16 protein-coding genes are annotated in these 18,099 nt (G+C 33.8%); 1 reads left to right on the forward strand and 15 read right to left on the reverse strand.

Features of this window, described 5'->3' with window-relative positions; genetic code table 11:
• Positions 1 to 11 precede the first annotated feature (11 nt).
• From ACFQ1K_RS04340 to ACFQ1K_RS04400, 13 genes are all read right to left on the reverse strand, one after another.
• Positions 12 to 227 (reverse strand): hypothetical protein, encoded by a 216-nt coding sequence (locus ACFQ1K_RS04340; protein WP_320556553.1) that lies wholly within the window; start codon positions 225 to 227, stop codon positions 12 to 14.
• A gap of 10 nt (positions 228 to 237) precedes the next feature.
• Positions 238 to 1,479, reverse strand: a complete 1,242-nt coding sequence (locus ACFQ1K_RS04345; RefSeq protein WP_320556552.1) for a restriction endonuclease subunit S — start codon at positions 1,477 to 1,479, stop codon at positions 238 to 240.
• A 56-nt stretch (positions 1,480 to 1,535) separates the two neighbouring features.
• The gene (locus tag ACFQ1K_RS04350; RefSeq protein WP_320556551.1) at positions 1,536 to 3,098 is read right to left on the reverse strand and encodes a type I restriction-modification system subunit M; all 1,563 of its coding nucleotides are present in this window, start codon (positions 3,096 to 3,098) and stop codon (positions 1,536 to 1,538) included.
• 21 nt (positions 3,099 to 3,119) lie between these two features.
• A complete protein-coding gene (locus ACFQ1K_RS04355) occupies positions 3,120 to 3,620 on the reverse strand; it encodes a hypothetical protein (RefSeq protein ID WP_320556550.1) in 501 nt (166 codons plus the stop codon).
• Between the two features lie 251 nt (positions 3,621 to 3,871).
• On the reverse strand, positions 3,872 to 4,240 hold the full coding sequence (gene maoP, locus ACFQ1K_RS04360; RefSeq protein WP_320556549.1) for a DUF413 domain-containing protein: 369 nt from the start codon (positions 4,238 to 4,240) through the stop codon (positions 3,872 to 3,874).
• A gap of 42 nt (positions 4,241 to 4,282) precedes the next feature.
• Positions 4,283 to 4,702, reverse strand: coding sequence for a hypothetical protein (locus ACFQ1K_RS04365; RefSeq protein WP_320556548.1), 420 nt, complete (start codon positions 4,700 to 4,702; stop codon positions 4,283 to 4,285).
• Positions 4,703 to 4,753: 51 nt separating this feature from the next.
• Positions 4,754 to 5,404, reverse strand: a complete 651-nt coding sequence (locus ACFQ1K_RS04370; protein ID WP_320556547.1) for a hypothetical protein — start codon at positions 5,402 to 5,404, stop codon at positions 4,754 to 4,756.
• Between the two features lie 319 nt (positions 5,405 to 5,723).
• Positions 5,724 to 6,206: a thermonuclease family protein gene (locus ACFQ1K_RS04375; protein ID WP_320556546.1), complete on the reverse strand. Its 483-nt coding sequence runs from the start codon at positions 6,204 to 6,206 to the stop codon at positions 5,724 to 5,726.
• Positions 6,207 to 6,228: 22 nt separating this feature from the next.
• Positions 6,229 to 7,239 carry a DUF4407 domain-containing protein gene (locus tag ACFQ1K_RS04380; protein ID WP_386133879.1) on the reverse strand — a complete coding sequence of 337 codons (1,011 nt, stop codon included), beginning with the start codon at positions 7,237 to 7,239 and terminating at the stop codon, positions 6,229 to 6,231.
• Complete coding sequence (locus ACFQ1K_RS04385) at positions 7,214 to 7,741, reverse strand: hypothetical protein (protein WP_320556545.1); 528 nt, start codon at positions 7,739 to 7,741, stop codon at positions 7,214 to 7,216. Before ACFQ1K_RS04385 ends, ACFQ1K_RS04380 begins: the two co-directional genes overlap by 26 nt.
• 537 nt (positions 7,742 to 8,278) lie before the next feature.
• Positions 8,279 to 8,944 (reverse strand): DNA-binding response regulator, encoded by a 666-nt coding sequence (locus tag ACFQ1K_RS04390; protein WP_320556544.1) that lies wholly within the window; start codon positions 8,942 to 8,944, stop codon positions 8,279 to 8,281.
• A 2-nt stretch (positions 8,945 to 8,946) separates the two neighbouring features.
• A complete protein-coding gene (locus ACFQ1K_RS04395) occupies positions 8,947 to 10,593 on the reverse strand; it encodes an ATP-binding protein (protein WP_320556543.1) in 1,647 nt (548 codons plus the stop codon).
• A 26-nt stretch (positions 10,594 to 10,619) separates the two neighbouring features.
• The gene (locus ACFQ1K_RS04400; RefSeq protein WP_320556542.1) at positions 10,620 to 10,787 is read right to left on the reverse strand and encodes a hypothetical protein; all 168 of its coding nucleotides are present in this window, start codon (positions 10,785 to 10,787) and stop codon (positions 10,620 to 10,622) included.
• A gap of 362 nt (positions 10,788 to 11,149) precedes the next feature.
• Here ACFQ1K_RS04400 and ACFQ1K_RS04405 point away from each other — a divergent pair, with 362 nt between their 5' ends.
• Positions 11,150 to 11,827 (forward strand): hypothetical protein, encoded by a 678-nt coding sequence (locus tag ACFQ1K_RS04405; RefSeq protein ID WP_320556541.1) that lies wholly within the window; start codon positions 11,150 to 11,152, stop codon positions 11,825 to 11,827.
• 891 nt (positions 11,828 to 12,718) lie between these two features.
• On the opposite strand, the gene ACFQ1K_RS04410 is transcribed toward ACFQ1K_RS04405, so the two are convergent.
• Entirely contained in the window at positions 12,719 to 17,584 is a 4,866-nt protein-coding gene (locus ACFQ1K_RS04410; protein ID WP_320556540.1) for a BspA family leucine-rich repeat surface protein, read from the reverse strand.
• Positions 17,585 to 17,963: 379 nt separating this feature from the next.
• A complete protein-coding gene (locus ACFQ1K_RS04415; RefSeq protein ID WP_386133883.1) occupies positions 17,964 to 18,089 on the reverse strand; it encodes a T9SS type A sorting domain-containing protein in 126 nt (41 codons plus the stop codon).
• Positions 18,090 to 18,099: the final 10 nt, after the last annotated feature.

The raw sequence follows: 18,099 nt of genomic DNA on the forward strand, positions 1-18,099 counted from the left end.
TTATTTTATTTTTATCTTCCTTTAATTGCTTTATTCAATGCAGCAACAGTATCTACAGTCATTCCATTAATTTTTTCCTCATTCCAATCATCTAACTGCACAAACCAACTAGGAATTAAACATTCATATAATGTGACATTGTCCTTTTTCCTGTTATAGGTTTTCCTTTTTTTACCTACAACTTTTTTAAAGCCTATTTCTTTTAATTTTTTCTCTGTTAACTTCATTTACTAAATTTTAAACAAACATCTGTTGCAACAGTCCTTTTTTAAATTGTTGGGTTTGGGTGATTTGTTGGGCAAGGGTTTCTATTTTGGTATCTAAACCACTTAAATAGTTGGCGATTTGTTCTCTTTCTTCAAAACAAGGCATTGGAATTGGCATCTTGTAAAAATCACTATTAGTAATATTCATTCTGTCATGTCTTGCTCCAAAATTTGCGACACTATGTAAATACTTATGCCAATTCGTAGTTTCAAAGTAGTGCTCGAAATACTCCAACAAAGGCTCATTGAATCTAAATATTGAGTACAATGGTGACATTACTCCCTTTTGTAATTTGTTTCTTTTAATCGGTCCAACTGGTGCACTTGTTGAGATTCTTGGATTGTAAACAAAATCATCTTTTGAAACAATGTAATAGCCTTGTAGATTACTTTGATTGGCTATGTCTTTATCAAAATAATCTTGTTGACTTACAATACCTTGTATGGCAGAATTTGTAAGAACAAATGTTATTTGGTTATCGGTATTTTTTAATATCATGCGCTCTGCAACTTCGCCCAACTTCTTTTCTTCCCAATCTGGATAGTCACTACCATCTTTTTGTTTAAAGCGCAATTGTTGGCTAAAGAGTTGTTGCATCACGCCTTTTTTGTACTGCACAAGTAATTCTTTTTTTTGGGTGAGTTGCTGTAGTTTGGTATCTACACTACTTAAAAAACTGGCGATTTTTTGTTGTTCAGGAAGGGTTGGGTATCTAAATCTGAAAGCTGATAGTTCCTCTCGATTAATCTTAGGCATTCCAGTTCTTCGAGAAACTGAAACAGAGTATTTGTAAAACCTATTTTCCATAAGTAGACACTTTAGAAAATAAGGGGTCAATTTTTGTTTTTTACATTCAATTGGATAAGTATCAGCACTACAAACTCCTATAAATTTGGGAAAGACCACCTTTCCCAATTGTGGATTAATTTTGCCGTAAAGGACGTGATCTTCATTGAACAAATATTTTCCACTTGTTTGTTGGTCTTCTTTTGCTGTTCGGTATGCTAATAGTTCACCTGTCATTGATGACATGTTTCCTGGACCTATATGTGGATAATGACAATAGGGTTCGATTTTTGGATCCACTTGTCCATTTACAATAAATACTAAATCATCGAATAGTGAAGTTTCCCAATTTTCTTCAAATTCAGCAAACCGCAATTGCGGTACTAACTGTTTTTCGGTTTTGGTATGTAGTGTTTCGGTGTTCATATATGCATGCTACCGCGTTCTCGTCTCCGCTCGAACTGACATTAGCTTTTGTGTTTTTAAAATGGTGTATCGATTCCTAATTGCTGGCAATAGTCGGCAATGGTGGCATCGGTTTCTTTCAGGTCTCGCTCCAACTGCTGTAACTGCTGTGACACAGCTTGTAGGTCTACAGGTTCTTCTTCTTCGAAGGTGTCAACATAACGTGGGATGTTGAGGTTGTAATCGTTCTCACGTACCTCGTCTAAACTGGCTACATAGCTGTACTTGTCTTTGGTTTCGCGATTGCGGTAGGTGCTTACTATGTTATCTATATGTTTTGGCAAAAGGACGTTTTGGGTTTTTACCTTTTCAAAAGCGTTACTGGCATCTATAAATAGTATGTCGTTAGCGTTTTGCCTTTGCTTTTTTAAGACCAAAATACAGGTTGGGATGCCTGTACCGTAAAAGATATTGGCTGGTAGGCCAATGACGGCATCGAGCTGGTTGGTGTCTTCTATAAGGTATTGGCGTATATGGCCTTCGGCAGCGCCTCTAAACAACACGCCATGTGGCAGTACACAGGCCATGGTGCCGTTGGTGTCTAACTGGTAAATCATGTGTTGCACAAAGGCAAAGTCGGCCTTAGACTTTGGTGCCATTTTACCGTAAGGTGAAAAGCGCTCATCGCTAATAATAGCATCGGGATTCCACTTGGCTGAAAATGGTGGATTAGCAACAATGGCTTCGAATTTCATGTCGCTGTGCTTTGGTGATGGGTTTACCAAAGTGTCTTCGTTATAAATATCGAAACGTTTGTAATGCACATCGTGCATTATCATGTTCATACGTGCCAAGTTATAAGTCGTTGGGTTGCTTTCTTGTCCGTAAAAGCCTCCAACTTCTTTGACTTCCTTTGCTACGCGCAACAGCAGTGAACCCGAACCGCAAGTTGGATCATACACACTTTTGAGTCGGTCTTTGCCTGTAGTGACCAACTGCGCTAATATTTTTGAGACTTGTTGTGGTGTATAGAATTCACCGGCTTTTTTTCCTGCGCCTGAAGCGAATTGCCCAATGAGGTATTCGTAAGCGTCGCCCAATAAATCGCTCTCTGTATTCTGTAAATCGAAATCGATGCCTTCTAAATGGGTTAAGACTTTTACGATGAGTTCGTTTTTGGCTTCTTCGGTTTTACCGAGCTTGCTTGATGTTAAATCTAAGTCTTCAAAGAGGTTACCAAAGTCGTCCTCACTTTCGCTTCCCATAGTGCTTTGCTCTATATTGGTAAGCACCTTTTGCAAGTCTTCTAAAATGAACTTGTTCACTCCTCCAGAATTACCGCGTTTAGCGAGTTCGCTAAAAAGTTCGGTTGGTTTAAGGAAGTAGCCTAGAGCATCCAAAGCATCGCTTCTTAGCGCATCAATTAAATCGGCTTCTTGTGGATGACCCATGACTTGATCGTATGTTAAGCCATCTGGTGCCAAAGCTTTATTGGCATGCAGGGTCATTTTTCGGCTTAGGTATTTATAAAAAATAAAACCTAGTATATAGTCCCTGAAATCATCGGCATCCATATTACCACGAAGGTCATTAGCGATGTTCCAGAGGGTTTGATGTAGTTGTTGTTGGTCTTCCGACATTTAGTTAGTTCTTTGTTCGTTTTATAGTAATTCTGATAAAGATTCTGGATAGACGATCCATTTTATACCAGAACTATTTTGTTTAAATTTTAAGCCTCGCTCTTGGCCTTTAAAGGTTATTTCATCTGCATTTAAAATAAGTTCATTTTTTCTCATTATTGATATAACCTCTGTGTATGTCTTATTTTTTAATTTACCCAGACTAGTAGCAGATAAAAACTTTGATTGATCCTTATTATCTAAATTAATCTTATTTAGTGACCGCTGAATATATTTTCTGACCGGTTTACTATTCTTTTGCTTTTTATAATAAGACTTTTTGGATTTTGTGCTTATTCTAATGTCTATTAAAGATTTTAACGCCTCCTTAACTGTTTCATTTAAACAAACACCCAAATCATCATATGGTTTATTGTTTATCGGATTTATATTATTAATCAGCATAGTGACAATTTCTATTGCCTCATCCAAATCCATATGTCTACTGTAATTTGACTTTAAACTATCCTTCTTATCTTTCATAAACTATTGATTACATTCATTAATCAAAATCATATTTACAAATTCACATAGATTTCTGTAGCTACACATCTTTACAAACATTCTTTAGTTGTTTAAAAGCAAGCATTTAATTATAAGGTTCTAAAAGTCAACGAGAAATTAATTAAGGGACTTTAAAGATAAAAAAAGCCATTATTTAAACAATTAAAATTAGTTGTATTTCCGAATAAGTCTTTACGGATTACCATAACAATATGTGATTTTAAAGAGAATTAATTTCTGTTTCGGCGGTGAGGATGGAGCTTATAGTAATCTTCGCGTGTATGAAATCCTTGTTCTTCGTAACTATAATCAAGCTTAAACTTTTCCGGATTTTCTTGCTCCAGCTTTAACCGGCCTAAGTATTTAAACCATAATAACTCATGTTTGGTTTGAGGAGTCATATTTTCTGTAAACACCCTAACAAAAGACTTTTGAACTTCGGTGAAAGGTTCTAGATCGCCATTAGCTAATCCTTCAAACCAGTGACCAAACTGTTTCAATAACTCTATTTCTTCTTGGGTAAAAATGCGTAATGAGCAAGCGATTTTGAATTCACCTTTTACTTTTAAGTAATTGAGGTGGGAAGATTTTAGGGACATAGTAGGTTCAATTGGGTGCTTAAAAATAGAAAAATTGATTATTTAATCAAATATTTCATCATACCACTCCCCTACATTCTCTCTTATCTCCTTATGGTACTTATAAATGACCAAAGCCAAATCGAAAGTGGCTCTTTTACTCTTATATTCATTTACCGTAAAATAACCATAAAACCCGCCATCTTTATCTACTACAACCGGAGGATCTGAAGCATAGGTATTCCAAGGAGACGATGAACTATAATCACTGCCGTATGTTCCATACTGATTCCAAATGGAGTTTGAGTTATACCTGCTTCCATAGGTTCCGTATTCATTCCAAATGGAAGAAGAACTATACTTATCACAGTTTAAGCAACCCAAATATTCATCATGGTTTTCTCCACCATACAAATGCAACGTTTGGGCAGTACCGAGTTTAAAAGAAAATAACACGAGAATTAATATACTAGTAAGTTTCATGCATGGTAATTAAAAGATTAAACGATGTGTTATTCATTTTAATAGTTATACTTACTCCATTGAAGTCCCATCAGCGAATAATATTTTTTCTGGAGTCCAGACCACTTTAATATCCTCCAAATCTTTATTTCTTAGCCTGACGTCTTCATCCCTAAATTGATTATAGTCTGTCGTATATGTTCCTTTGAAAACAGACCCTGCATTTATAGGATCATCTATAGTAAGGCTAATCGATTTTATCTCTGAGTTAAAAAGGTCTTGTATAGAAATTGTTCCTTTAAATGCTCTAATATCTTTATTAGATTTATTCTCAAAGGCAAAACTATATGTAAGGTAATCTTTGTAATCGTATTTTTCATAGCCTTTATCATAAAGAGCCACAATCAAAACCTGCCCCATTCGCTGCCTTTTTTCTACTTCCTCTAATTTTGCCTTTTCTGTTAATAACTCTTGTTCTTTTTTGTAATTCTTTGCTTCCTTTATAATTTCGTTATAGGATTTTCCTTCAAGATTCTCCCCTTTTAATTTTGCACGTACGATCCAGCCTGCTAATGTCATTGCATCATCTTCAGATAATTTCCCATCTTCTTTAATTTCTTTTAAGTCGGCTTCAAAAGTCTCATCACTATATTTTTTATCTAATGGTGTTGAGCAAGAGAATGAAATGACGATCGTTAATATAAGTAAAAGTGATTTTCTCATAACAAAATAATTTGGTTTCAAGTTGACATTGACCAAATTAAGTAGCATTAACTTAAATACTTTATGGTATTCCGTAATTGATGAAAAAACTAGTCTTCCCAACCACAAATGGTACGGCCTATTTTTTTTGCTTCTGACAAGCTAATTTTTGAGATTTTACTTTTACAATTTGAAAGGCCTCGGCAAGATTTAGAATAATGGTACTTTGTACTGTATTTTCCATTGCATATGTAAACTGAGTCAGTATTTAATGAAGAATTTCCCGATAATAAGAAAGACAATACTATAACTGGAAAGAATAAATGAAGTGCTATTGTTTTCATTGTTGCTTCCTTTTTTTTCTTGAGCTTCTCCAATCCCATGGTGCAATTGCATCAGCTTCGATCCACAAGCCCACTTTTTCTTTTCTAGCTTTATCCTCCAAATTTTGTAACGTCTTATCATCAGAATACTTTACATAGTGCCATGCCAAACCAGCCTTTAGCAGCTCTTCACTTAAATTTTTATTATCATAAAACACATAAGCTATTGAACGTCCATAACGATCCTTTTTCAAAACCTTCAATTCAACTTGTTTATTGAATATAGCATCTGAGGTAAATTGCTTGGCCTTTTTTGAAAATGGTTGCTTACGCTCGGGACAGTCTATGTTGGCGACTCTAACTCTTATAAGTGTTGAATCATGAGTTAGTAGTTTAAAGGTATCGCCATCGGTTATGGCTACTACTTTACCTTCAATTTCCTGAGAATATAAAATTGAACAGATACATATGAAGAAAGAAATTAAATAAAATCGAAACATGATTTGAAAATATACTAAAAGGTTAACTAATCAAAGCTTCTATTGATTTAATTCTAACATCTTTTTGATGTTCAATCATCTTATCATAATCATTCTCTTTGTCACCATATTTTGAGACCAAAACAAATAATTCGATAGCAAGAAAAAATATAAACCATAAAATCCAAACACCCATTGAAATTTTGGATGAAACAAGAATTTGAAACATTACTTTTAATTCATCCAGAAAACCTTTCTTTTCCAGTAGTTCTGCTCTCAATCCTTTCCTGACATCAATCAATTGTTTTGATAATTCGCTCCTGTTGTATCTTATTTTTTCTATTTGCTCATTAATTGTAGGTATAAACTCAACCTTAGGGTTAGTCATAGACTTGGTTGTAAAGGATTTTTTGACATATGTAGTATCCTTATAAACAGTCACTTCCTGCCCATCAATTATTTGTTTAGTCTCAATTCTCTCTGGCACTAAACTTGTTGTACTAGAAGGAATTTTAATGGTTGGATTCTGTGTTATTTCTTCTATTAATAAAATACGCTCTAATTCTTTTCCATTGAGTATACTATCTAGGGCGTGAATCTGATCATTAATCTCTTTGGTTCTTTGCGGTAGCAATCGATTTACTTCATTCGCAACAGTAAATAACTTTTGTTTTTCAATATCCTCCCTAAAGATGATTTGGTCAACAATTACGGAACCCAAAACTGCCATTATAAATCCGATAATGACTCTGAACCATTTTGAATACGTATTCTTTGTACCTAATATTATTTGTCTCTCAACCTGAACAATAATGATTACCATAATTATGGCAGCAATTGAAGAACCAAAATCTCCAAATTTTAAATACTCTTTGGTAAATAAAAATCCTATTAATGCCCATAACATCATTACAATCAGTAAAGCAGCCGTATATTTTTTAACAGCTTTCTTACTTGCCTCACTACAAGATTTTAAAAGTGAATAATTATATCCACAAAGAAAGCAGCCTAATCTTATCCACCAATTTTTAAACATTTCTTTCAAGAATTTCATCCGACATTGCAGCCAAGCCACGAGAAAAGCCCCTCTGGTATGATAGACTAATACGTTCTACTAGTCCAGTACCTTCTTCAAATTCTTTTTCAATGAGTTCAAGCTCCTCAATTGCGTCATGCACTTTAGAGAGCTTTGATTCTAGAAGATTAACCGTATCAATTAAGCCAGCACTTTTTCTGGATTCTATGTGGAATTTTAAGTCTTTTATATAATCTTCATAGCATCTAAAAGCTCTTTTTATCAATATTTGAAGATCATACCTTAAGAGTTTTAAATTATCCTTACTATATGACAAATCAGGATTAACTATTGCATCATCATAACCTTTATTCTCAAAATCAGTTGATGCATAAGTGTAAATAGATTCTAGATTGACAATATTTGACGGTAAAGACTTATCAGAAACGTCCGCATCACTCTCCTCTATGAATAATTCCTTTGAGGGAACATTATCGTTTGCTTGTTTCGTTTTTCTATTAAAAAAACTAAATAATCCCATTTTTAAATGTATTTGATTGGTACTTTATAAAGTTGATGTCCTTTTTTATGACATGTTTCACATAATGTGATTAGTAGGCTATTTGAATATTCCCATGGTTTTTTAAATCGTCTCAACTTTTGATTGAAATGGTATTGTCTGTGATGAACTTGTAAGGAAGATTCAGAATTGCATACCCTACAGCAATTTTTATCCCTAGAAATAATTAAAGCTCTTTTATCTTTCCATCTTTTATCGAATAACAATGCGCCATATGAACCATGTGCACCATTAAGCAATTCAGGATTTCTTTTTTGCTGTATTTTATAAATCAATTTAAAGGATTTGTGTTTTATGCTATATTATTTATCAAACATAAATTCAAAACCAAAAATTTCCTTACGGTTTACCGTAAATCAAAAAAAGACGTGTAAGATTTACACGCCTTTTTATTCCCCTAAGAATTAATAATAATTCTAATTGAACCAATCCAAAAATTAGATTCTATTCAAATGTATGTATCAAGTTTAAAATTAAATTACGGATATCCGCACTAAACTAAATTAATCCTAAGTCTTTTGCTATTGCTACTAAATGAATTGTGTTGTTAGCCCTAAATTGAATTTTTAATTTGTTAAGACGTTTTTCAATAGTACTCAAACTATTGGGAGAGATATTTTGTTCTTTTAGATCAGTACTGATTTCGTCTTGAGAATATCCTCTGGCAAGTAAGCTTATGAGCCGAATATCGAAATCATCAATCTCCATTTTAGATTTTGGATGGAGCGCCTTACTTACTTGAGGTGAAAGATATATTTTATTGCTAGATGCAATTTTTAAAGCTTCGCTTAATTCTTTTAAACCTTTACGATCTTTACAAACGTAGGCATTGATGTGAAATTTTTTGACCAAAGTTCTTACCTTCTGTATCTGGTCTTTCATTGAATATACAATTATAGCCATATCAGGAAAATCTTGCCTGATCTTTGCTATAAGGTCTTCTCCGTTTACAAGTTCAACTGTACGATGATCAATCTTAAACGACAAATCCGTAATGATGAGATCAAATGGGTTTTGATCTAATTGGGCCTTTTTCAATTTTAAGTAGGCTTCATCGCAGTAATGCGTCTTAGCTATTTCCGAAACATCAGTTGAATCTAGAATCTGCGCTACACTTTCAACAATAGCATCATGGTCATCATTAATAAGGACTCTTTTGAACATGGTTATATAACGATTTTCACCTTAAACCCTTTATCAGGTTCTGTTTCAAAAGTAATAGTACCACCAATAGAGTTAATACGGTTTTCCGTATTATGGAGTCCGGTATGTTTAACCAGGACAGCCCCCGCGCCATTATCAGAGTAATTTATGTGTGTTTTTTTATTCTTATTTTCAAATGCAATCATGACTAAATTGGCTCTACTATGTTTTTTCATATTAATCAATAACTCCTGTAGGACCTTGTAAATAATATTCTTATTTATTGAAGAGAAGCTTTCCCAATGGATATCTTCAAAACCTTTTATGATAATATTTGTCTCATCTGATTCATAGCTTTCAAACAACATTTCTAGATTTTCTTTGAATGAAGCTTTAGAATCTATTGCTTCCAGTTGATTAGAGATATCTCTTGCCTTATAATATAAATGATTAAGATCATCTGCTAAGACACTATTTTCATATGTCCCTGTCTCAAATTTTGTCATCACTTGAAAGACATTGTTCGCTACTTCATCATGCACTTGTTTTGAAATTCTTGACTCAGTAGCCATGACCTCTTGTAATTTTTCCCTTTTATACTTCGTCCGCAAAAAGAAAAAGACTAAAATTGATATCAAACCTATGCTAAGTGCTACTATTGTAGAAATTATAGCCCTTGATCTTTGATCCTGTTCCCTTAATTGACTCTCTAAAGCCTGTCTTTTATATTCAGAGTAATCATATCGCATCAAAGCAAATTTATTTATCCTTACCCTATCCAATTTAGTCAAGCTATCATTCAAAATTTTATAAGCTTTGGCATAGGTATCAGGACTTACATCAACCATTAACCCAAGTGCATCTTGTCTATATGTTGGAGATTGAAGCTGATTGGCAAATTTTAAAGCCTTTGTTGCGTAAAATTTAGCTTTGACTATACTATCGGTAGCTAAATAGAATTTTGTGAGATTTGAAAAACTGCTATACAACGCTGTAGAATCTTGAAATTGATTTCTAAGTTCTAAGGCTTTAAATAATAGTGATCGACCTTCATCAAATTGTTTTATTTTAGTCTTTATTAGGCCTAAATTATTTGAAATTAATGCTATTGTCAAGGTATCTTTTAACCTTGGAATTAATTGATACGCCTCTAACAAATTTTTATGAGCTTTATCAATTAAATTATTTCTTTTATGAACATTAGCAATGTTGTTGTAAACTATAACACTATCCCTAGTATTACTTGCTATATTCAATACACGCTCATAAAGTTCTACTGCCTTGGTATAAACTTGTTGTTCTGTATACACTACACCCAAAAGATTATAAAAGCTTCTTCTGTAGGCTAGTTGATTTGTAATTTCTGAGTTTTTATCTAAAATATCAATCGCAACTACAGCTGCTTCTTCACTTGCACCATATGCACCTATTTTGTAATTAATACTCGATATATAATAGAGGCTATTTAATTGAGTGTGAAAATCTTTGGAGGCCTTTGAATCATCTAATCGCTTATTGAAATATTTAAAGGCAGCTATCAACTCTTCTGATTGCTTAGGGTGGAGTGCAATGGAACTGTAATGTGATAAACTATCCTCAGCCCGTTGTGAATGACATATAGCTAAAGAGAAATATAATAAAAAGAGGAATGATCGCTTTAATGGTTTCATTCCTCAAATTTAAAAACTATTTCATATTAATCACCAGACCCTGTTGGTGGCGGAGGTGGCGGAGGTGGCGGAATTTCTCCCTCTTCACCACAGCACGCGGTATTTTCAACGCGATCTACAATACTTTCAGGTGTACAAGACACAACGACGGTATTTAAAATTAGGGCAACAACAACAATATATACTTTTTTCATTGTATTAAATTTTCAGATTAAACAATAGTGTAGCTGCTCAAGTTTTCGTGAGCCTAAATTCTACTGCTACACTTGATGAGAACAGTGGAAATCCGCTGTGATCGGGAAGTACTGGGCCGATAAGTAGATCTATTTTAACTTCCCATTTAAAACAGAGGCTAGCTTCTCAACACCAGATAGAATTAAATTGCGTAAGCCTTATTACGCCTAAGGCGGTAATTAATTCTCGAACAAATGAAAAAAGATATTGCTGGAACTATTGGAAAAGGAAAGGAAACGTTTATGAAAGTTATTGGAAAATATTTTCCATGTATTTTCATTCTTAAATCTTTAATTTTAAATCCACTAATAAACGATTCAAGATGATTAAAGATTTGATAGTTGATGCTTATAAAAAAGGTAAGGAAGCTTTAATTGAACAAGGATCTACAAATCCATCTGACAATGCCATATCTGAATATATCTCCATCTTTATAAATGAAGATTGTAAAATCCAAATTAACCCAAGAACTCTCAGAAATTATTATAAGGATGCATTAGAAGATCCTGAAAAGGACATAAGTATTTCTCGAACTGATGTTATTAATTCTTTATGCCAGTTTATTGGTTATTCCAATTACCAAGACTATGTGAAAACTAAAAACAGTCATCCAAAACTAAGAGCTTCAAAGAAATACAATATCATTGGTTTAATTGTCTTAATTAGCATATTTATAGTTTCCATTTTATTTTTCAAAAAAAATGAACCAAGACTTATGATCTGGAATAATGATCATTATGAAGAAGTTGAGTTTAATTTGGAAAAATATAAGCTAAGTGACTTAAAAGTATATAAACAAGAACGGATTGATAATTTTAAGAAAATAGAACCAACTTGTGACTATCAGTTTTTTGATGCTGATGGAACTGTACTTATTTGGTACGGAAAGAATACTAATAAAGACTATGAATTTTTCACGGATTTAGGATTGCATCCAGAAACTGGTAAAACTTTGAAACCGATAACAGATTATATAATTGAAAAGCACATCTGTCCTTAAATATTAACAAAACTGATATTCAAACTTTGAAATTTCAAATAATCTAATTGCTTTTTCAAACTAAAAAAAAGTCGTACTGAAATCTCATGTATAAAATTATTTTTAAACAACAGATTTTGGTTCGACTTTTATCGTAAGATGTAAATATTTATAATTATCCTAACTCCTACAGCCAACTTTTATCAATGACATAGAAACATAAATTTACTAGTTAAAAATGTAGTCTTTTTCAAAACATATTTTTTTCAAAAAAATAGAAGAATTTGATCGTATTTTTTTTTGTTTTTTTAGTGGTAAGTGCTGCTTCTTTTTTTTTGATAAAAAGTTTGGTCTAATTCGTGAAATAACAGATTATACCTGTTAAAACTTAAATTAAAAAAGGTGGTTTAACTAGCTTTTTCTTTTGATTTGTACTAGAAATTTTGGTGTTGATTAATTATTAAGTTATTGATAACTAAAAATAGACGGAAAAAACTTGTGTCTAGGACAATTTACATAGCTTTATCAAAGCTTCAGGATATTTCATCGGTCTGTCAAAACACTACGGTAGTTAATCAAAGTGTCGCAATTGATCATAGAATCCTTCATTTTTAACGATTAATGTTTCACCAGTAACGAAGTATGTTTCTCTACTAATGAATTATGTTTCATAACAGAGTAACAAACTCGTTGCAACAATTAGTTGTACACATTAACAAAAAAGGTTGTTTTTTATTTTTATCTATAAAAAACGTGTGGGTTTACTGTATGTTAATGTTTAAATATTTATATACTATGTCACTATGCGATACAGAAAAATTCATTTCACTATAGATTCACCAGTACATACCGAACACTGTCTAGGCCCGATAAATGATGATAATGATAACAGGGTTTGACTACTTTTAGAATTTATTTAATAATTACCTTTTTAGAAACACTATTTACACCATTTTCTATTTTAATGATATAAACACCACTATTCAGTCCGTCTAATTTTAAGATGTTGCGTGTTATAGAGATGTCTAATTTTAACAATGATACATTTCTTCCGAGTAAGTCATAAATATTGGCTTGTGTTCCGTTTTGCAAAGTGCCTTCTATGATAATAGTGCCCTCTCCTGGATTACTGTATACATTCAATTTGTTAATGTTGTTATTCTCCAGAGATAAACTACTTTCTGTAAAATGAATATAAAAACGCCCTGTACCATTAATTTCCTCGTTTGCTGTTATTGTATATGTAGATATGTTTAACAAAGTGTACGTACCATTCAAAGCATCCTCTAGATATACCTCTACAGAAGAAGGTAATGATATAGAACTTAAAATGAAGTTTAATTCTTGTCCTTGATTGGCCTTTACACCTATGGGAATTACAACATTATTTAAAGCACTAGTATTTAAAGTTTGAATTGCCATTGCCATATCTTCATTGTCTTCAACCAAATGAGAATATATTGAAAATTCAGGTGGAGTACCTCCAAATATTCCGGCATCATAGCCTGCATCCAAACCTGAACTTGCAATATCGTTAAAATAAAACGCTGTTGAATAGGAGCTGTCAGCGTTGTTCATTGTCAAATCTATTGAGTGACTCGGACTTGATGAACGTCCCAAAACAAAATCGTCTGCATTACCATTGACCTGCATATTAGGCGTAAACTGAATATTGGCAGAACTATTACTAGATGAAACAAAAAAGCCCTGTCCTGGGGCAATAAGTTCTGGTCCGGCAACTAGGTTAGTAATAGTCCATAAACTTCCATTTGTGTCATTGGCATTGTAGCCATAAATTGCTGCAGTAGGACCAGATAATAAACTTAAGTTAGTTACTCCTGGGCTTACTTCATGGTTTAAAAATGTATTAATATCTATATAAGCCGGATAGGGATTGCCGATGAGGTTCCATTCTGGGAAGTTTCCTGAAACATCATTAATAATTGGAACATCAACGTTACCAGTTAAAATAGACCCTGTAAATATTAAAGGCTCACCATTACCATTCACTTGTTGGGTATTAGTAGCCGACCTGTAACCTCTACCAGATATCAATGTGACGTTATCCTGATAATTATAGACAATGTAGTCATCTGTGGCTCCTTTTTCAAACGGGCCAAATAAATAGGTCGTATTTGGTATATCCACGCCATCGTTAAATAAAATAGCTGCATTATGGTTGTTATCGTTAGTTAAAAAAGAGGACCAACTCTGTCCCGATAAAGGCGGTGAAATTAAATCGTTTCTATTCAATTGTGCATTTGTATACCTATGATAGCGTGTATTACCTGATACGGAAATGTTTCCATTAACCAACAAACTGGAAAATGTATCCGATGTAGAATAAAGGTCTAAATTACCATTAATGTTTAAGGTTGCTCCATTGGGTACTGTCATACTGGATCCACTATTAAGTTGTACGTTTTGCACTTCTAATGTGCCGCTAATAACTAAAGGGTTAATGGTACCTGATGGTATTATTATGTTTGCACAATCCTCAGGCAATGCGTTAGTTGACCAGTTTTCTGCGGTATTCCAGTCGGAGGACACCGATCCGTTCCAAACAACCTGCAAACGCCCACCATCCGTAATAGACCAACCAAATGTAGTTTCTAAGAGTTCCCTAGAGCCAAGTGCGCTACAATATTGACTATTTCCACCGCTAAACGTCATATTTTGAGGTATGGCAGTTTCACCAACGTCTAACGTGGCCCAACCATTTAAAAGAGCGTCATAATTTTCTGAAGATAAGGTAACATTGTTAAACATATTAGACATATTGATAACATTTGAAATATCCCAAGCACCCAAACTTCGGTTAAAGTTTGTAGCACCCTCAAACATGGATGCCATATCACTGACATTTGAGACATTCCACGAATTTAGAAACTGATTAAATGAAGAGGCTCCTCTAAACATGCTGCCCATTGTGTTAACATTTGAAACATCCCATAAAAATAATTCCCCATTAAATGATGTCGCAAATGAAAACATCCCAAACATATTTGTGACATTAGAGACGTTCCAAAAATTCAGCTGTTGATTAAAACTTGAGGCATTTAAAAACATGGCTTCCATATTAACGACACTTGAAACATCCCATGACGAAATATCTTGATTAAAACTTGGAAGGTTTCTAAACATATTTGACATATCAGTGATACCACTCGTACAGCTACGAGCTATTTGAGGGTCATTTGGATCACTTGCAATTAGTGCATCAAGCTGTGCTCTTGAGCGTTTTGTAAATTCTATAAAAACACCATTTATGTCCAAAACATCAGTTGTACCGATTGCTGCATTGGTGCATAAACAGGTTACTCCATTTTGGTCTAGTTCAAAAGAAAGACAAAATTCTCCCCAATTTGGACGAAAGCTAGGAAGTAAAACATCAGAAAAGTTTATTGGCTCCGTTGTAATGGCTTCTACACACCAATTAGAAATGTCTTGAAAAAATCCGGATTGAAAAAACATAAAATCCATGTCGGTTACCTTAGCAACATTCCAAAATGAGATGTCCTGATTGAAATTTTGAGTATTTGAGAACATCTCACTCATATCAGCAACACGCGAAACATCCCATACTGAAATATCTTGATTGAATGCTTGAGCATTTGAAAACATCCTATTCATGTTAGTAACACGCGACACATCCCATACTGAAATATCTTGATCGAAGTCAACGGTATTTATAAACATGGCTTCCATATTAGTGACGCTAGATACATCCCAAGAAGAAATATCCTGATTAAAAGTTGGCGCTGAACCAAAAAGGCCAGACATATCAGCTATCCCACTTGTGCATGTTAAACGAATTTGGGGATCGTTAGGGTCATTAATTATTAATGCTTCAAGCTGTTCTCTAGAGCGTTTTGTGAAAGTTGTTGGAAATCCATCAATGTTTAAGGTACCAGATTCACCAATGGCAGCATCAGGACAAAGACATGTAACGCCATTTGAACCGACAGAAAACTTATCCCTATACTCAAACGCACCTATATCTATTTGAGGTCCAACGAATCTACTTTTACCGATTACGTCAACATCTGTAGCTGCATCATTACCTGGAATACTATTATACGCTGCAGTATTACCATTATCTATAGCAAATGAATCTGGTCTAAGGCCAAAATTTAATAAAGGAAACTCGTCATCACCAAAACTAACCAATGAAACAAAGGGATTAAAGCAAAGTTCCGGATTTGAGTCACTGCAGCTATTTGGGTCAAAATTCAGGATATGCTCGTTTAGGGATGCATCTGAAAAGAAGGGATTAACATCCACATCAGTACCCCCTCCGTTATTTCTTAAAATGTTATTAGCCTTTGATAAAACGGTATCCGAATCAAAAGCAGAATACTCACCCCAAATTATATTATTACCCAAATAGCCTTGGCAATTAGAAAACTTGTTTTCTGCAGCTCCTTGAGGAAATGGTAGCCCAGAATATTCACCATCCATAAATCCCGTGTGGTTAAAAACGATCGTATTATTCAATAAAGTTGCATTAACTCCTGAAAAATCAAAACCCGCCCCAGAAGTCCGGGAGAGGTTGAAATAAATAGAATTATTTACCAGATCTGTTGTAGAGCCTGTAGCAAAAATTCCACCCCCTTCAAAAGATTTATTACCCCCGACATGATTATTGTTAAGCCTGTTAACACCACCTTGAATGTAAATACCACCTCCTTGCCCTATAGTTGCTGGCGGATTACCTGGTGCAGATACTGAATTAATGAAATTATTTCCAATATAATTATAAGATATAGTCGTATCGCCTCCATTAACAAAAATACCAGCACCATTGGTTTCCACGGAATTAACAAAGATGCCATTATATTCAATGATGCTTGTTCCTCCTTGAAGATAAATAGCACCACCATTGTTGGCATTATTTGACACAAAACCGTTTTCTACTATCTGAATCTCAGACACACCACTACCAGCAAACACAAAAACACCACCACCATTATTATTGGCAATATTCCCACTAAATTCATTGCCTTCAATTTTAGGGGGTAAATCACCAGTAGCGACATAAATACCTCCTCCATTATTGGTTGCTGAGTTATAACCAATTAAATTGTTACGTATTAAAAAATTACCATCTTTTACATAAATACCACCACCGTTAAGTGCAGTATTTGCATCGACCAATGGGTCATCACTGCCAATCACATTGTTTGCAATTACGGCATTATAACTTGTACTCTCAAAACCAGATGATAATGCATATATTCCTCCACCATTATCAGGGTCTACGCTTTTACCAAAATAAATAGGAGCGCCACCACTGACACTTGTATCACCGCCAGTAATTGTAAAGCCATTAATGGTTGAATTACCGCCATTGTTAAAAAATATTACAACATGCTTCACATTTGTAAAACCACCCTGGTTAATATTTCCATCTAAAATGGATAAAGTATCAAGATTCGGGATGAAATCAAGGCCACGTTCCGCTAATTGACTTTCTGTGCCATTAAAACCACCATATAAACTTACCCCATCCTTTATTAAAAACGTATAGTCAGCTGCATTGGAACAGCCAACACAGTTCCCTGGAATAGCAGAAGGTTTATAGGTACCGCCAGCTACCCATACCTCATCACCAGTATTGGCAACTTCTAAAGCATCATGTAATTGCGTATAGGCGTTTTCCCAGCTCGTCCCGTCATTATTACCTGTGGCATCATCATTAACAAAGATTTGTCCGTTGAGTTCTATTGCTGAAAACACTAGTGTTAGCAACGGTATAGTTTTTAAAAAATAACGCATTTGTAATTTATTTAGTTAGAAAAGTAGGACATCTAGGTTAGAATCAGGTTAATAGCCAAATGAGAGTAAAAATACATATTTTATAGTGCGTTGAAGCAAATTCTACGCAAATTGAAAGCATTTGAATTCAAATTAAACCAATTTAAATTCACTTTAATTTGTTATCAATATCCATTAAAAACATATTCAAGTACATTTTATATGGATTAACTTGTATAATTTTTGATTTGATTTTTAGACTTCAAGTAATCCTAGCTGAATTTCTTATCTCCAAAATCTAATTCAATATGAATTTCATATTTTATTCCTTCTAGTAACATAAGACCATATCATTACAGACATGGCCTTTTTTGTCTTTAGTACTTTAAAATGATTATTCTTATTCCTTAATGATTTTTCTTATCAATTGTCCTTTAGGGTTTTCCAGTCTCAAGAAGTAAACTCCTGCTTGATAATTTTCAACATCTATCAGATTGGTTCCCATTTCTATTCTGCCCTGTTGAATTAGTTTTCCA

Origin of the sequence: Winogradskyella aquimaris (assembly GCF_042676105.1) — a bacterium.
In the GTDB taxonomy this organism is placed as follows: Bacteria; Bacteroidota; Bacteroidia; order Flavobacteriales; family Flavobacteriaceae; genus Winogradskyella; species Winogradskyella aquimaris.

Coding starts and splice junctions, on each gene's coding strand:
- ACFQ1K_RS04385 (WP_320556545.1), bottom strand. CDS start 7,741: ATGGGATTATTTAGTTTTTTTAATAGAAAAACGAAACAAGCAAACGAT.
- ACFQ1K_RS04355 (WP_320556550.1), bottom strand. CDS start 3,620: ATGAAAGATAAGAAGGATAGTTTAAAGTCAAATTACAGTAGACATATG.
- ACFQ1K_RS04370 (WP_320556547.1), bottom strand. CDS start 5,404: ATGAGAAAATCACTTTTACTTATATTAACGATCGTCATTTCATTCTCT.
- ACFQ1K_RS04350 (WP_320556551.1), bottom strand. CDS start 3,098: ATGTCGGAAGACCAACAACAACTACATCAAACCCTCTGGAACATCGCT.
- ACFQ1K_RS04390 (WP_320556544.1), bottom strand. CDS start 8,944: ATGTTCAAAAGAGTCCTTATTAATGATGACCATGATGCTATTGTTGAA.
- ACFQ1K_RS04410 (WP_320556540.1), bottom strand. CDS start 17,584: ATGCGTTATTTTTTAAAAACTATACCGTTGCTAACACTAGTGTTTTCA.
- ACFQ1K_RS04380 (WP_386133879.1), bottom strand. CDS start 7,239: ATGAAATTCTTGAAAGAAATGTTTAAAAATTGGTGGATAAGATTAGGC.
- ACFQ1K_RS04405 (WP_320556541.1), top strand. CDS start 11,150: ATGATTAAAGATTTGATAGTTGATGCTTATAAAAAAGGTAAGGAAGCT.
- ACFQ1K_RS04375 (WP_320556546.1), bottom strand. CDS start 6,206: ATGTTTCGATTTTATTTAATTTCTTTCTTCATATGTATCTGTTCAATT.
- maoP (WP_320556549.1), bottom strand. CDS start 4,240: ATGTCCCTAAAATCTTCCCACCTCAATTACTTAAAAGTAAAAGGTGAA.
- ACFQ1K_RS04345 (WP_320556552.1), bottom strand. CDS start 1,479: ATGAACACCGAAACACTACATACCAAAACCGAAAAACAGTTAGTACCG.
- ACFQ1K_RS04365 (WP_320556548.1), bottom strand. CDS start 4,702: ATGAAACTTACTAGTATATTAATTCTCGTGTTATTTTCTTTTAAACTC.
- ACFQ1K_RS04395 (WP_320556543.1), bottom strand. CDS start 10,593: ATGAAACCATTAAAGCGATCATTCCTCTTTTTATTATATTTCTCTTTA.
- ACFQ1K_RS04400 (WP_320556542.1), bottom strand. CDS start 10,787: ATGAAAAAAGTATATATTGTTGTTGTTGCCCTAATTTTAAATACCGTC.
- ACFQ1K_RS04340 (WP_320556553.1), bottom strand. CDS start 227: ATGAAGTTAACAGAGAAAAAATTAAAAGAAATAGGCTTTAAAAAAGTT.